Consider the following 14,596-nt stretch of genomic DNA (forward strand, 5'->3'; position numbering starts at 1 on the left):
TGCCGTCCGACGGCTGAGGTCGCCCCGGAAACAGCTCGATCCGATAGCATTCGTCGCTGTTCCAACCCATCCCGGCCCAGGCCGGCTACCGTGGCAAAAACATCCGAAAAACACCGGGCGGGCGGCCCTCGGGGAAGCATCGAAAAGGCGCCGACCGGCATCGCCGGCCTGGACGAGATCACCCAGGGCGGACTCCCGCGCGGGCGCCCCACACTCGTCTGCGGGGCCGCCGGCTGCGGCAAGACCATGCTGGGTGCCGAATTCATCGTGCGCGGGGCCACGGATTTCGGCGAGAACGGCGTGTTCATGATGTTCGAGGAGAACGCCCAGGAGCTCGCGGACAACCTGCGTTCGCTGGGATTCGACATCGACAAGCTCGTGCGCGAGAAGAAGGTCGCCATCGACTTCGTTCACGTCGAGCGCAGCGAGATCGAGGAGACCGGGGCGTACGACCTCGACGGCCTGTTCATCCGCCTGGGCCATGCCATCGACCAGGTCAACGCCAAGCGCGTGGTGCTCGATACCGTCGAAGCGCTGTTCGCGGGCATCCCGAACCATGCGATCCTGCGCTCCGAACTGCGGCGCCTCTTCCGCTGGCTGAAAGAACGCGGCATGACCGCGGTGATCACCGGCGAGCGCGGCGAGGGCACGCTCACACGCTATGGGCTCGAGGAGTATGTGGCCGACTGCGTGATCCTGCTCGACCATCGGATCGCGGATCAGGTTTCGACCCGGTGGCTGCGTGTCGTCAAGTACCGCGGATCGGCCCACGGCACCAATGAGTATCCCTTCCTGATCGGCTCCCACGGGCTGTCGGTCCTTCCCGTCACCTCGATGCGGCTGGAGCATGAGGCACCGCGCGAGCGGGTTTCCACCGGCATCGCCGGGCTCGACGACATGTTCGGCGGCCAGGGCCTCTACAAGGGCAGCAGCGTCCTGGTGTCGGGCGCCCCGGGCACAGGCAAGAGCAGCGTGTCCTCCAGCTTCGCGGCGGCGGCGTGCGAGCGCGGCGAGCGGGCGCTGATCTTCGCCTACGAGGAGTCGCAAAGCCAATTGCTGCGCAACATGGGTTCGATCGGCCTCGACCTCGGCCAGTGGGTGAAGAAGGGGCTGCTGAAGATCCACGCCACCCGGCCCACCCTGCATGGCCTGGAGCAGCACCTCGTCGAAATCTACGACCTGGTGCGGGAGTTCAAGCCGGACATTGTCGTGGTCGACCCGATCAGCAACCTGAGCGCCACCCAGCAGGACAGCGGGCTCAAGCTCACGCTGATGCGCCTGATCGATTTCCTCAAGGCGCGGGCCATCACGGCGATGTTCACCAGCCTGACCGCGGACACGAGCCAGCCCGTCGCCAGCTCCGAGGTCGGCGTGTCATCGCTGATGGACAGCTGGCTGCTGCTGAACAACCTCGCCTTCAACGGGGAGCGCACCCGCACGCTGCAGGTGCTCAAGTCGCGCGGGATGCACCACAGCAACCAGGTGCGTGAGTTCGTCTTCAGCGACCACGGGGTGGACCTGGTCGACGTGTACCTGTCCGGGGACCGCGTGCTCACCGGCACGGCCCGCATGGCCCAGGAAGCCCAGGAACTCGCCGCCGGCGAATTGCGAGAGCAGGACCACGAGCGCCGGATCCGCGAGCTGGCGACGCGGCGCCGCATGCTGGATTCGCAGATCGCCTCGCTGACCGCGGAAGCGGAGGAGCGCGCAGGCGAAATCAACTTCCAGATCGCGCGCGAGAAGCTCGAGGCCGAGGGCATGGCGGCCCGCGCGCGCAAGATCGCCGCCGCCCGCGCGCCGACGAAGGCGAGCCGGCAGCCAGCAGGAAAGCAGAAAAAATGAGCAGCAAGACGTCCAGCCCCACGGGCAAGAACGCCCCCGTCGCCGAGTGGCAGCTCCGGCTCTACGTCGCCGGCACCACGCCCAAGTCCGCTGCGGCGCTCGCCAACCTCAAAGTGGTGTGCGAGACCCACCTGGCGGGCCGCTACAGCATCGAAGTCATCGACCTGCTCGTCAACCCGCAGCTGGCGGCGGGCGACCAGATCCTGGCGGTGCCGACCCTGGTGCGCAAATTCCCGGAACCCATCCGCAAGATCATCGGCGACCTTTCCAACGAGGAGCGGGTGCTGGTCGGACTCGACGTCATCCCGCGGGACTGAGCCATGAACGACGATTGCATCCTGCGGCTCTACCTCAGCTCCGCGGCGCCCCTCTCGTCGAAGGCCGTCGTCAATACGCGCGCCTTCTGCGAGCAGCACCTGGCGGGCCGCTACCAGCTCGAGATCCTCAGCATCGCCGACAACGTCGACAAGGCGATGCAGGACCAGGTGCTGGCAGCGCCGACGCTGGTGCGGGTTTCGCCGCTTCCCGTGCGCAAGTTCATCGGCGACATGTCCAACGCCGACCGGCTGCTGGACGGCCTCGGCCTCAGGGGCAGGAGCGCGGCATGACGGCGGCGGGCGACTGGACCATGGACGCCATGGGGCCGGATCCGGAGGCCATGGCGCACGAGAACGCCGAACTGCGCATCCAGCTGCAGGAGGCGCATGACACGTTGCGCGCGATCCAGAGCGGCGACGTCGATGCGCTCATCGTCGGCAGCGACATCTACACGCTCGACAGCTCGAATGCCGCCACCAACAAGCTGCGGCAGGACGTGTTGTCGCAGATGGAAGACTCGGTGCTCGCTTTCGACAACGACCACCACCTGGTCTTCATGAACCCGGCCGCCGAGCGGCTGTACGGCAAGACGGCATCGGCGACCCTGGGCCGTCCGAAGGCCGAGGTCTTCGAGGAGACCTGGACCGACGACGCGGCCCGCCAGGCGGCCAAGGAGGCCCTGGACCGGCAAGGTGCGTTCCAGGCGATCTCGGTGCACCGCACCGTCGATGGCAGCAACATCCACGTGGAAACGCGGGTCTCGCTGTTGCGCGATGCTTCCGGCGCGCGGACCGGCCAGTTGTACGTGATCCGCAACATCACCGAGCGGGTCGAGGCCGAACGCGCCTTGCAGGAGGCCGACCGCCAGAAGGACGAATTCCTGGCGACGCTGGCGCATGAACTGCGCAACCCCCTGGCGCCCATCCGCAATGCCTTGCAGCTCATGCAGCTGACGCCGAGTGCCGAGGTGCACGAAAGGGCGCGCCACATCATGGAGCGCCAGCTCGGCCAGATGGTGCACCTGGTGGACGACCTGCTGGACGTGAGCCGCATCAGCCAGGGCAAGGTGCAGCTGCGGCTCGAACGGACCGACCTGAACCAGATCATCCAGACGGCCGTCGAGACCAGCCGGCCGCTGGTGGAAGCGCGGCGGCACGCCCTGACGGTGACCTTGCCCCTGCCGCAGACGCTCATGGTCGATGCCGACGAGACACGGCTGTGCCAGGTGGTCTCGAACCTGTTGAACAACGCGGCCAAGTACACGCCGGAGCGCGGCACCATCGAGCTCTCCGCGGTCGCGGCCGATGGGCACGCGGTGGTCACGGTCCGCGATTCGGGCGTCGGGATCCCGAAGGAGTACCTGCCGAAGGTCTTTGACCTGTTCACCCAGATCGACCGCACGCTGGAGCGTTCGCAAGGCGGCCTCGGCATTGGCCTGGCGCTGGTGAAGCGGCTGGTGGAGCTGCACCGGGGCCAGGTCTCGGTCCAGAGCGGCGGGACCGGCCGGGGGTCGGTGTTCACGGTCCGCCTGCCGCTGTCCAGCAAGGCCCAGCCGGCCTTGGGCGCCGCGCCGCATGCGCCGCTGGAAGTGGCGAGTGCGGGTGACCTGCGCGTCCTGGTCGTGGACGACAACGTCGACGGCGCGGAGACGCTGGCGCAGGTGCTCACCCTCGTGGGTTACCAGACCCGCACCGTGCACGACGGCCTCGAAGCCCTGGGCGCCGCGCAGGACTTCCTCCCGCACGTGATCGTGCTCGACATCGGCCTGCCGCACCTCAGCGGGCACGAAGTGGCGCGCCGGATCCGCCAGCAGTCCTGGGGCCGCGAGATGATGCTGATTGCGCTGAGCGGCTGGGGCCAGGAAGAGGACCGGAAGAAGTCCGCCGAGGCCGGCTTCAACAAGCACTTCGTCAAGCCGGTGGACCTGCTGGCGCTGACGGACGAAGTCCGGTCGTACCGAAGCTAGTCCAACGAGGGGTGGCGGCGACAAGCTTGAGCTTCACGCCGCGCGATCCCGGAAGATGAGGAATTGTTACGGCCTGGGCACGCGGATTTACACGGGGTTCATGGGGCAGCCATTGCGCATTGAGACCGGGCGAGCAACATTCGCGCAGCTCCGGCCCATCGCCCCGGAGAACCGGTGCCCGCAAATGCAACACAGCTGGAATCATGAACCCGAGCACCCCCAGTGGCTGGAGCTGCAAGTCCAGCTGATGGATGCCGAGCGGCGGCTGGTGGAGGCGGCCGCTCCAGCCCCGGACAGGGAGGCACTGCTGCTGTTGCGGGTGCATTGCCTGCGCGAGAAAGTGCGGATCCTGCGGGAGTCGCAAGGACTCGCGGAAACGACCGACCCCGAGCGCTACGTGTAACGGCCGCCGCACGCGGGCGCGGGCGGGTCCATACTGGGCTTCCTCTTTCGGAGCTCACGCATGCAATACATCAACCAGCTCGGCCCGGTCGCCGCGCTCGTGGCCGGCATCCTCATCCTCGTGATGCCCAAGCTGCTCAATTACATCATCGCCATCTACCTGATCATCGTCGGGGTCGTTGGCTTGATGAAGTAGGGCGTCCCAGGCGGGGGCATGCAAAATGCCGGCATGCAAGCCGCCCGTCCGACCGCCAAGCCCGAACCCCGCCTCACCTCGCTCTCGCACGGTGGAGGCTGCGGCTGCAAGATCGCCCCCGGGGTGCTGTCGGAGATCCTCAAGGGCACGGCCCGCATGCCGGTGCCGCCGCAATTGCTGGTCGGCATCGAAACCGCGGATGACGCGGCGGTGTACCAGCTCAACGACGAGCAGGCGCTGATCGCCACCACCGACTTCTTCATGCCGATCGTCGACGACCCGTTCGACTTCGGCCGCATCGCCGCCACCAATGCCATCTCGGACGTCTATGCCATGGGCGGCACGCCGATCATGGCGCTCGCACTTGTCGGCATGCCGATCAACGTGCTGGGCACGGCGACCATCGCGCGCATCCTGGCGGGCGGCGAATCGGTCTGCCAGGCCGCGGGCATCCCGGTTGCGGGCGGCCACACCATCGATTCGGTGGAGGCGATCTACGGGCTGGTGGCGCTGGGGCTGGTGCATCCCAAGCGCGTCAAGCGCAACGCGGACGCCCGCGCGGCCGACGTGCTGGTGCTCGGCAAGCCGCTGGGCGTCGGCGTGCTGTCCGCCGCCTTGAAGAAGGAGCAACTCGACGCCGCCGGCTACGAACGCATGATCACCACCACCACGCGCCTGAACACGCCGGGCCCGGAACTCGCGGCGCTCGAAGGGGTGCATGCCATGACGGACGTCACCGGCTTCGGGCTGGCGGGACACGCGCTGGAACTCGCGCGCGGCGCCGGGCTGGCGCTCGAGATCGATTGGCCCGCGGTACCGTTGATCGAGGGTGTGCGGGCCCTGGCCGAAGCGGGCCACGTCACCGGCGCGTCCGGCCGCAACTGGGCGGGCTACGGCGCCGAAGTGGCATTGCCTGACGAGTTCGGCGCCGTTGACAAGGCCTTGCTGACCGACCCGCAGACCAGCGGCGGTTTGCTGGTTTCCTGCAGCCCGGATGTGGTGGCCGACGTGCTCGCGGTTTTCTCGCGCCACGGGTTCTCGCAGGCCTGCGTTGTCGGCGCGGCCCGCGCGGGCGGCGGCCCGCCGCTGACGGTGCGAAGGTAAAGACCGCGGCACCGCGGCGGCCGTAGGTTCTTTCCTACGGACGGCGCCGGGCGGGCGCGTCATACTCGACCGTCCCTTCGAGAGAGCATCTTCCATGTCCGTCCTGCGCCGCAACAACGTCCACGTCGAAGGGTCCGGCACCCCGATGATCTTCGTGCACGGCTTCGGCTGCGACCAGCACATGTGGCGGTTGCTCGCGCCCCGGTTTGCCGATCGCTACAAGGTGATCCTGGTCGACCTGGTCGGCAACGGGAACTCGGACCTCTCGGCCTTCGACTTCGACAAGTACGCCACCTTGCACGGCTACGCCGACGACATCTGCGAGATCCTGGACGAGGTGGCGCCCGGCGAGCCCGCCATCCACGTGGGCCATTCCGTCAGCGCGATGATCGGCGCCCTGGCCAACGTGAAGTGCCCGGAGCGCTTCGCGGCGCAGATCATGGTGGGTCCGTCGCCTTGCTACGTCAACGACGGCGAGTATTTCGGCGGCTTCGAGCGCAGCGACATCCTCGCGCTGCTGGAAACCCTCGAGAGCAACTACCTCGGCTGGTCGAGCAACATGGCTCCCGTGATCATGGGCGCGCCCGACAAGCCGGAACTGGCGGCCGAGCTCACCAACAGCTTCTGCCGCACCGACCCCGAGATCGCCAAGCATTTCGCCCGCGTGACCTTCCTTTCGGACCACCGGGCGGACCTGCCCAAGCTGCAGGCCCCCACCCTGATCCTCCAGTGCAGCGACGACGTCATCGCTCCGGTGGCCGTCGGCGAGTACATGCATCGGGTCCTCCCCAGGAGCACCCTGCGCATCATCGAGAATGTCGGGCACTGTCCCCACCTGAGCGCGCCGAGCGCCAGCGTCGCCGCGATGGAAGAATTCCTCGCGGCCCGCTGAAATCAGGGCCTGCCAACGCTATTTCTGACGATGCGAACGTGTCTAAAACCGCGCCAGGCTAGGCGCACGACGACGCCAAGGCTGGCCGCCTTGGCTAGGAGTGGAACGACGCATGGCGCGGTTTTAGGCACGTTCCCTGCGGGTTGCGGCCAAAAAGGCCATGCGCCGCGTTACGAGTCCTTGACGCAGGTCACTGCGTCGGCGGACTCGCGCCTTGCGCATGACCTTTTTGGCGAGCAACGCATCGCCAGAAATAGCGTTGGCAGGCCCTGACCATGGCTTCTCGCCCGCTGCCCGGGCCGGACGAACTCTACGATTCGGCGCCATGCGGCCTGCTGCTGGCAGGCGCCAGGGGCGAGATCCTGGATGTCAACAGCACCCTGTGCCGCTGGTTGAAATGCCGCAAGGAAGACCTGGTCGGCGTTGCGCGTTTCCAGGACCTGCTCACCATGGGCGGGCGCATCTTCTACCAGACCCACCTGGCACCGCTGGTGCGGATGCAGGGCTCCGTGGCCGAGGTGAAGCTGGAACTGCGTTGCCAGCCCGCGCCGATCCCCGTGATGGTGAACCTGGCCGAGCGGGCCTGGCAGGGTGAGCGCCTGATGCACGTCGCCGTCTTCGTCGCCGAGGATCGCCACAAGTACGAGCGCGAACTGCTGCTGCAACGCCGGCGCGCCGAAGACCTGGCCACCCAGCACGCGCAGGACCAGACCGATCTCGCCGTGGCGCGCGCGCAGGCGGAGGACCGCGCGCTGTTTGCCGAGCAGATGGTCGGCATCGTGAGCCATGACCTGCGCAACCCGCTGTCGGCCATCCACATGAGTGCGGTGCTGATGGGGATGGGCACGTTGTCGGACACCCAGCGGACCGCGCTCGCCCGCGTCGAACGTTCCGTCGGGCGCGCCGAACGGCTGATCGCGGACCTCCTGGACTTCACCCAGGCGCGGCTGGGCAAAGGCATCTCGGTGCGCCTCGTCAGGGTGGACCTGAACGAAGTGGTGGCGGACTGCATCGGTGAGTTGAGTGCGGCGTTTCCGGAGCGCCGCATTGTTCATGCGGGTTCAGCCGTCGCCTGCCAGGCCGATGCGGACCGCATCGCGCAGGCCCTCGGCAACCTGGTCGCGAACGCCGCGCACTATGGCTCGCCGGACAGCCCCGTGACCGTGACGGTCGCCCGGCAGGAGGGGCGCTGCATGCTGTCCATCCACAACCATGGCGACCCCATCCCGCCCGCGTTGCGCGATGCGCTCTTCGAACCCATGATCCGGGGCACCACCAAGGTGGCGCAGGCGCGCGGCGTCGGTCTGGGCCTGTACATCGTGCGCGAGATCGCCAAGGCCCATGGCGGATCCGTGCAGGTCGAATCGGAAGCCGAACGCGGCACGACATTCACGCTCTCGCTCCCGCTCGCCGGGCCATGAGGCACACCCCGATGCATCTTCCTTCCTCTTGCCTCGCCGTCCTCGTGACGTTCGCCCTGGCGGCCTGTGGCGGTGGCGGCGGCAGCGGTGGCGGCCCGGCCGACCCCACCGCAACGCGCGGCGCGCTGCTGGAACCCCCTGTCCAGGTGGGCACATCCACGGCCACAGCGCTGGGCAACGGCGCCCGCTGCGACGTCCGCGTCCTGGCGCTGAACTACCGGACGCCCGGCGTGGATGGCGCCGCGTCGAATGCATCGGCCGCGCTGCTGCTGCCGGCGGGGGCGTGCGCGGCGCAGAGCCATCCGCTCGTCGCCTACGCGCGCAGCACCGAAGTGAACCGGGCGCGCACGCTGGCGGACACCGCCGACCGGGAGACGGCGATGCTGGCCGCGACCTATGCCGGCCACGGCTATGCCGTCGTAGCCATCGACTATCTCGGTTTCGCCAAGTCCACGCATGCTTTCCACCCGTACCTGCATGCGGACAGCGAGGCCACGACGCTCGTCGACGCGATCCGCGCCGCCCGCAACGCCTCCGCCCTGCAAGGCGCCGCGTTGTCCGGCAAGGTCATGCTGGCCGGCTACTCGCAGGGGGCGCACGCGTCGATGGCGGCGCAACGGCAGATCGAGCAATCGCACGCCGGCGAGATCAACCTGGTGGCAGGCGCGCACCTGGCCGGCCCTTACAACCTCTCCGGCCTGCTCGCGAGCGGCGCCGACATCACAGGGGTCCAGTACTTCCTGCCGTTCCTCGTGACCAGCTGGCAGAAGATCTACGGCAACGCCTATGCCGACGTGCGCCAGGCTTTCCGCGATCCCTATGCCGCCTACATCGAGTCGCTGCTGCCCCATCCGACGCACACCTTCGAGTCCCTGCGGACCAGCGGGCTGCTGCCCGGCTCCGACGTGTCGGCAAGGCAGGCGCGCGACCTGCTGTTCCAGCCGGCCTACCTGGCGGCCATGCAGACCGACCCGGCGCATCCGCTGCGTGTGGCGGCACGAAGGAACGACTTGCTGGGCTGGTCACCGCGTGCGCGCACATTGCTGTGCGGCGGCGCCGCCGACCCCACGGTCTCGCCAGCCTTGCACCAGAACGTGCTCAAGGCCGACTTCGACAGCCGCGGCGTCACCACGGTGAGCTCGGTCGATGTCGATGCGGCCATCCGCGCCGCCCATGGCACCAACGGCCAGGCACCCGCGGACCCGGCCAGCCCCGCCCATGCAGCGTACTTCGCCGCGTACCACACGGATTTCGAACCGCCGCTTTGCCACGGCCAGGCCCGCGCGCTCTTCGACACGCTCCGCTAATTGGGGTCAGATTCCAATTTCCCTGCTGCCAGCTTCATTGCGCCGCCGGTGCAAGAATGCGGCGGATGAAAACCCAGCAAGCAAAGGCGCAGCGCTTCGAACAGCTGCACGCGGGCACCCAGTGCTTCCTCATTCCCAACCCGTGGGACACCGGCTCGGCCCGCCTGCTGGAGCACATGGGGTTCGAGGCGCTGGCGTCCACCAGCGCCGGGTTCGCGTTCTCGCGCGGCAAGCCCGACATGAGCGTCACGCGCGAGGAGAAGATGCTGCACCTGCGCGAGCTGTGCGCCGCGACGAACCTGCCGGTCAGCGCCGATCTCGAGAACGGTTACGGGCACAAGCCGGAAGACGCGGCAGAGACGATCCGGCAGGCTGCGCTGGCCGGCGTCGTCGGCGGCTCCATCGAGGATTCGACTGGCGACGCGGCCAACCCGATCTACGACATCGACGCGGCCACCGACCGGATTCGCGCGGCGGTCGCGGCGGCGCGATCAACCGGCTTCAAGTTCATGCTCACGGCGCGTGCCGAGAACCACCTGTGGGGCCGCAACGACCTGCCGGACACGATCCGCCGGCTGCAGGCCTACCAGGAGGCCGGCGCGGACGTGCTGTTCGCGCCCGGCCTGAAGACGCTCGAGGACATCCGCACGGTGCTCGCCGCCATCGACCGGCCGCTCAACGTCATCATGGGCAGCGTGCCGCTCACCCTGGCGCAGCTGCAGGAAGCCGGCGTGCGCCGCCTGAGCGTGGGCGGCTCCCTCGCGCGGGTCGCCTACGGGTCGATGATGGCGGCCGCCAGGAAAATGCTGGAGCAGGGCGACTTTGCTTTCGCCAAGGACATGCCGCCCCACAAGGTCTTCAACGACATCTTCAAGGGTTGACCGGCGCGCCACGCGTGCCCGCGCGGTGCGACCGTCGATCGCGGCCTGGACCTAAGGTTTGGCGCCGGCGCCCATGTGCGCCGAATACAGCTTCTGCATGCCGCCCAGCCAGCGGTCGTAGTCCTGGCCCTTGTTCAGGAAGTACTTGGCCACCTCGGGGTGGGGCAGGGCGAGGAACTTCTCCTCGCGCATGGTCTGGGTCACGACTTCCGCCACCTGCTCGGGCGTGAGGACGCCGTCAAGCCCGGCCGAACCGGTCCCGCCGGCGGTCATGTCCGTCTGCACCGACTGCGGACACAGGCAGGACACGCGAACGCCCTGGCGCCCATAGGCGATGCGCAGCCATTCCGCGATGGCGACCGCCGCGTGCTTGGTGACGCCGTAGGGTGCCGATTCCACGATGTTCAGCAGCCCCGCCGCTGAAGCCGTGATCACGAAATAGCCTTCGCCGCGGGCCACCATCTCGGGCACCACGGCGCGTGCCGCCCAGATGTGGGCCATCCCGTGCACCTGCCACATCTTGTCCCACAAGGCATCCTCGAGGTCGATGCCGCCCGGCTTGCCGAGGATCCCCGCATTCGAGAAGTAGATGTCGACCTGGCCGAAACGCTCGCGCGTGGCGTGGACGAGCTGCTGGATGTCGGCCTCCCGGCTGACGTCGCATTTCATCGCCACCGCTTGCGCGCCAATGCCCGCCGCGACGCCCTGCGCGCGCTCGAGGTTCAGGTCGGCCACGACGACGCCGCGTGCGCCCTGCCGCGCCCAATGCTGGGCCATCCCCGCGCCGATGCCGCTCGCGCCGCCGGTGACGATGGCCACCTTGTCCCGAATTTCCATGTTGACCTCCAGTCGCCCCAAGTATGGCGTGGCGGTGCAGGCGCGCCAGCCGCCCAAGTGACAGCAGCGTCCTACAGGCGCCGTGGTTGAGCCTTCCTAGGATGAATTTTTGCAAACGATCAGGAGATTTCCCATGTCCGACGACAAGACCCAATCCGGCGGCCAGGACCGCGAACGCGTCAACGTCAACCAGGAGTACGAATTGCGTGACTGGGCCAACAGCCTCAACACGACCCCGGAGCGCCTGAAGGAAGCCGTGCAGGCCGTGGGGGACCGCGCCGAGAAAGTCCGCGAGTACTTGCGGGGCAAGTAAGCGGCCGGCGCGCGCTGCGCCGGGGGCGCGCCTGCATGCGACGGGTGCGGCCTCCGACACCAGCGCGACGATGGCGTCCTACGCCGCGGTCCGCGCCGAATGGCGAACATGGCATCCAGTGAAAACACACGGAGTACCCGACATGACCGCCGCAACGCAGGACACGCAGACCGATTACTGGCACGACCAAGCGGACGAGCCGCGGATCTGCGTCGACGCCCGCATCGATCCGCACGTGCATGAGGCCTACTGGCAGAGCGTGTATTGGGGTGAGTCCTACTACCGCCGGGAATACGACTTCGAAGACTACGCGCCCGCCTACTGCGTCGGCTACATCGGCTACGCTCAGTACGGCGGCTGTTTCGACGACGCTGAAAAGTCCCTGTGCGCGAACTGGTTCCGCATCAAGGGCGGTTCACGGTTGAGCGTCGAAGAAGCCCTGCAAGCCATCCGTGCCGCCTGGGCGCACGCGGAGCAGGCCGAACGCGGCGCCGCGACGGCGACGCGCGAGGAAGCGGAAGACGAAGCCGAACTGCTGGAACTCGCGGGCAGCGTGATCGCCAGCCGCCGGGCGCCGGCGGGCCGGCGGGCGATGGCTACGGCTTGAGCGAAAGCGATCGGGTCAGCGCGTCCAGGAAGGGCGCCTGGCCCGGGATGAGCTTGTAGCGGGCCTCATCGAGCCCAAACCACGCGACCCGGTCGATCTCGGGGAACGACTGTTGCCGCCCGGACCGGGGCGGCCATTCCATTTCGAAGAGATCGCTGCGCAGGGCGGCCGGGTCGGCATTGCCTTCGAAGGCCCAGGCGCTGATGCGCTTGCCGCTTTTTTGCCGGACTTCACCCAGAGGCTCGAACGGAGGCTGGCAAGGGAAGCCGGTTTCCTCCACGAATTCACGGCAGGCGGCCTCCAGCGGCGCTTCGGTCTCGTCGTATTCACCCTTGGGCAACGTCCAGGCGCCGAGGTCCTTGCGGGCCCAGAAGGGCCCGCCCGGATGGGCCAGCAGCACTTCGACGGCATCGCCTTGGCGGCGATACATCAGCAAACCGGCGCTGCGGGGAATGGCCACGTACGCAGTCTACGTCGGCAGGGCGGGAGGCAGGTTGTCCGCGGAGTCTTCGTCGGTGAGGTCGAACCCCTGCTGCTTGCGCTTGCGGATCAGCGCTTCCAGGGCCGTATTGGAACCTTCGCCGCTGCGCGCCGCCCGGTCACCTCCGGTGGAGCCGTCTTCAGCCGGCGGGAGTTTGCTCTTGCCGTCCTTTGTCATTGGCCGGGCCCCCCGGACGGGTCTTCGTTGTCGCCCGTCAGGCGGCGATGCTGCTTGGTCTGGGTCTTCAGTTGCGCGAGCGCGCTCGCGGCGCCCTCGCCGGAGCTTCCGGCATGTTCCTGCTCCGAGCCGGAGGACGGCTGCTCCTGGCCCCCGCCGGTATCCTGTCTTGAATCGCTGGCGCTGCTCATGTTTCTTCCCTGCCGGAATGCAGTCCCGGCCCATGCGGCGATTCTGGAAAAATGGCTGAGGCTGGCCGGTCAGAAAGCTGATGCGCGTGGTGTAGGAAGACTTCCAATGCCGAGTTCACCCAGCCCGGCGGCCCGCTGGACTTCCACCCGGATTTCCTCGGTCAGGCGCGCCTTCAGCTGCATGAATTCGGGCGCGGTTTTCATCGCATAGTGCCGCGGGTGCGGCAGCGGCACCGGCAGGTCGCATTTGATGCGGCCGGGCCGCGCGCTCATGACCACCGCGCGGTTGCCCATGAAGATGGCTTCGTCGATGTCGTGGGTGACGAACAGCACCGTCTTCTGTTCGGCCTCCCAGATGCCCTGCAGCAATTCCTGCATCAGTTCGCGGGTCTGGTGGTCCAGCGCGCCGAAAGGTTCGTCCATCAGCAGGATGCGGGGTGCGTTGGCCAGCGCACGGGCCAGGGCGGTGCGCTGCTGCATGCCGCCGGAGAGCTGCTTCGGGAAGTGGTTCTCGAATCCGTTCAGCCCCACCTTGGCGATGAACTGGCGGGCCAGCGCGTGCTGGTCGGCCAGCGGCATGCCTTTCTCGCGCAGGCCGAAGCACACGTTCTGCAGCACCGTGAGCCAGGGGAACAGCGTGTAGCTCTGGAAGACCATGCCACGGTCGGCGCCCGGCCCGGCCACCGGTTTGCCGTCCAGGGCGATGCTGCCGGTCGTGGGGCTGTCCAGCCCGGCCACCATGCGCAGCAAGGTGCTCTTGCCGCAGCCGGAGGGGCCGAGGATGGTGATGAAGTCGTTCTCTTCGACCTGCAGATCGGTCGCCTGCAGGGCCACTGTGCCGCCGGTGAAAGTCTTGGAGACCCCGGAAATATGGAGAACGCTCATCTGGACAGCTGCGCCCACGGGTAGAGTTTGCGGTTGAAGGCCTTGAAGGCGAAGTCGGTCACCAGGCCGATGAGGCCGATGACGATGATGCCGAAGATGATCTGGTCGGTGGCCAGCAGCGACTGGCTGTCGGTGATCATGTGCCCGATGCCGCTGGACGCGCCGATCAGCTCCGCCACGATCACGTAGGTCCAGGCCCAGCCCAGCACCATGCGCAGGGTCTCCGCAATTTCCGGCGCGCTGGAAGGAAGCAGCACGCGCGTGACAATGCCGCGGTCGCCGGCGCCCAGCGTGTAGGCGGCCTCGACCAGGTCGCGCCGGGTGTTGCCCACGCTTACCGCGACCATCAGCACCAGCTGGAAAAAAGAGCCGATGAAGATGACCGCCAGCTTCTGCGCCTCGCCGATGCCCGCCCAGAGGATCAGGAGCGGGATGAAGGCCGAGGCCGGCAGGTAGCGCGCGAAGCTCACGAACGGCTCGAAGAAGGCTTCGATGGGCTTGTAGGCGCCCATCAGCACGCCGAGCGGAACCGCGAGCACCGCGGCGATCGCGAAGCCGCCGAACACCCGCCAGATGGTCATGCCGATGTCCTTGGCGAAGCCCTGCTTGAGGAGCAGGTCATAGCCGGACTTCACCATGGTGATGGGGTCGGCGAGGAAGGTCTTGGAGACGAACCCGCCCAGCGTGGCGGCAGCCCACACGGCGACGAACAGCACGAAGAAGCCGACCCCCAGCGCGATGCGCGTGCCGGGGGCGACGGGTTGCAGGGGGCGCAA

At 67.9% G+C, this 14,596-nt stretch carries 19 protein-coding genes; 13 read left to right on the plus strand and 6 right to left on the minus strand.

Features of this window, described 5'->3' with window-relative positions:
- Positions 1 to 90 precede the first annotated feature (90 nt).
- The 11 genes from kaiC to FN976_RS04360 all read left to right on the plus strand — a co-directional run bounded on the left by kaiC (position 91) and on the right by FN976_RS04360 (position 10,329).
- Positions 91 to 1,842: a circadian clock protein KaiC gene (gene kaiC, locus FN976_RS04310; protein ID WP_145891329.1), complete on the plus strand. Its 1,752-nt coding sequence runs from the start codon at positions 91 to 93 to the stop codon at positions 1,840 to 1,842.
- On the plus strand, positions 1,839 to 2,159 hold the full coding sequence (locus tag FN976_RS04315) for a circadian clock KaiB family protein (RefSeq protein ID WP_145891331.1): 321 nt from the start codon (positions 1,839 to 1,841) through the stop codon (positions 2,157 to 2,159). The genes kaiC and FN976_RS04315 overlap by 4 nt, the downstream gene beginning before the upstream one ends.
- A 3-nt stretch (positions 2,160 to 2,162) precedes the next feature.
- Positions 2,163 to 2,450 (plus strand): circadian clock KaiB family protein, encoded by a 288-nt coding sequence (locus tag FN976_RS04320; protein ID WP_145891334.1) that lies wholly within the window; start codon positions 2,163 to 2,165, stop codon positions 2,448 to 2,450.
- On the plus strand, positions 2,447 to 4,126 hold the full coding sequence (locus tag FN976_RS04325) for a hybrid sensor histidine kinase/response regulator (protein ID WP_145891336.1): 1,680 nt from the start codon (positions 2,447 to 2,449) through the stop codon (positions 4,124 to 4,126). The genes FN976_RS04320 and FN976_RS04325 overlap by 4 nt, the downstream gene beginning before the upstream one ends.
- Positions 4,127 to 4,310: 184 nt before the next feature.
- Complete coding sequence (locus FN976_RS04330) at positions 4,311 to 4,529, plus strand: hypothetical protein (RefSeq protein ID WP_145891338.1); 219 nt, start codon at positions 4,311 to 4,313, stop codon at positions 4,527 to 4,529.
- A gap of 60 nt (positions 4,530 to 4,589) precedes the next feature.
- Positions 4,590 to 4,724: a DUF3096 domain-containing protein gene (locus FN976_RS04335; protein ID WP_145891340.1), complete on the plus strand. Its 135-nt coding sequence runs from the start codon at positions 4,590 to 4,592 to the stop codon at positions 4,722 to 4,724.
- A gap of 33 nt (positions 4,725 to 4,757) precedes the next feature.
- Positions 4,758 to 5,828 carry a selenide, water dikinase SelD gene (gene selD / locus FN976_RS04340; RefSeq protein WP_145891342.1) on the plus strand — a complete coding sequence of 357 codons (1,071 nt, stop codon included), beginning with the start codon at positions 4,758 to 4,760 and terminating at the stop codon, positions 5,826 to 5,828.
- A 94-nt stretch (positions 5,829 to 5,922) separates the two neighbouring features.
- Positions 5,923 to 6,720, plus strand: coding sequence for an alpha/beta fold hydrolase (locus FN976_RS04345; RefSeq protein WP_145891344.1), 798 nt, complete (start codon positions 5,923 to 5,925; stop codon positions 6,718 to 6,720).
- Positions 6,721 to 6,995: 275 nt separating this feature from the next.
- Entirely contained in the window at positions 6,996 to 8,141 is a 1,146-nt protein-coding gene (locus FN976_RS04350) for a PAS domain-containing sensor histidine kinase (protein ID WP_145891346.1), read from the plus strand.
- An 11-nt stretch (positions 8,142 to 8,152) separates the two neighbouring features.
- Complete coding sequence (locus FN976_RS04355) at positions 8,153 to 9,448, plus strand: lipase family protein (RefSeq protein WP_145891348.1); 1,296 nt, start codon at positions 8,153 to 8,155, stop codon at positions 9,446 to 9,448.
- Positions 9,449 to 9,513: 65 nt separating this feature from the next.
- Positions 9,514 to 10,329 (plus strand): isocitrate lyase/PEP mutase family protein, encoded by an 816-nt coding sequence (locus FN976_RS04360; protein ID WP_145891350.1) that lies wholly within the window; start codon positions 9,514 to 9,516, stop codon positions 10,327 to 10,329.
- A 51-nt stretch (positions 10,330 to 10,380) separates the two neighbouring features.
- On the opposite strand, the gene FN976_RS04365 is transcribed toward FN976_RS04360, so the two are convergent.
- Positions 10,381 to 11,166 carry an SDR family oxidoreductase gene (locus FN976_RS04365; protein WP_145891352.1) on the minus strand — a complete coding sequence of 262 codons (786 nt, stop codon included), beginning with the start codon at positions 11,164 to 11,166 and terminating at the stop codon, positions 10,381 to 10,383.
- 133 nt (positions 11,167 to 11,299) lie between these two features.
- On the opposite strand from FN976_RS04365, the gene FN976_RS04370 reads away from it, so the two are divergent.
- Entirely contained in the window at positions 11,300 to 11,479 is a 180-nt protein-coding gene (locus FN976_RS04370; RefSeq protein WP_145891354.1) for a DUF3606 domain-containing protein, read from the plus strand.
- 142 nt (positions 11,480 to 11,621) lie between these two features.
- Positions 11,622 to 12,086, plus strand: coding sequence for a hypothetical protein (locus FN976_RS04375; RefSeq protein ID WP_145891355.1), 465 nt, complete (start codon positions 11,622 to 11,624; stop codon positions 12,084 to 12,086).
- Here the strand turns inward: FN976_RS04375 and FN976_RS04380 are convergent.
- From FN976_RS04380 to FN976_RS04400, 5 genes are all read right to left on the minus strand, one after another.
- A complete protein-coding gene (locus FN976_RS04380; RefSeq protein WP_145891357.1) occupies positions 12,076 to 12,546 on the minus strand; it encodes an NUDIX hydrolase in 471 nt (156 codons plus the stop codon). The genes FN976_RS04375 and FN976_RS04380 overlap by 11 nt on opposite strands.
- Positions 12,547 to 12,555: 9 nt before the next feature.
- Complete coding sequence (locus FN976_RS04385) at positions 12,556 to 12,744, minus strand: hypothetical protein (protein ID WP_145891360.1); 189 nt, start codon at positions 12,742 to 12,744, stop codon at positions 12,556 to 12,558.
- A complete protein-coding gene (locus FN976_RS04390) occupies positions 12,741 to 12,935 on the minus strand; it encodes a hypothetical protein (RefSeq protein ID WP_145891362.1) in 195 nt (64 codons plus the stop codon). Before FN976_RS04390 ends, FN976_RS04385 begins: the two co-directional genes overlap by 4 nt.
- A 69-nt stretch (positions 12,936 to 13,004) precedes the next feature.
- The gene (locus FN976_RS04395) at positions 13,005 to 13,820 is read right to left on the minus strand and encodes an ABC transporter ATP-binding protein (RefSeq protein WP_145891364.1); all 816 of its coding nucleotides are present in this window, start codon (positions 13,818 to 13,820) and stop codon (positions 13,005 to 13,007) included.
- Positions 13,817 to 14,596, minus strand: a complete 780-nt coding sequence (locus FN976_RS04400; protein ID WP_145891366.1) for an ABC transporter permease — start codon at positions 14,594 to 14,596, stop codon at positions 13,817 to 13,819. Before FN976_RS04400 ends, FN976_RS04395 begins: the two co-directional genes overlap by 4 nt.

Origin of the sequence: Caenimonas sedimenti, assembly GCF_007833165.1 — a bacterium.
Taxonomy (GTDB): Bacteria; Pseudomonadota; Gammaproteobacteria; order Burkholderiales; family Burkholderiaceae_C; genus Ramlibacter; species Ramlibacter sedimenti.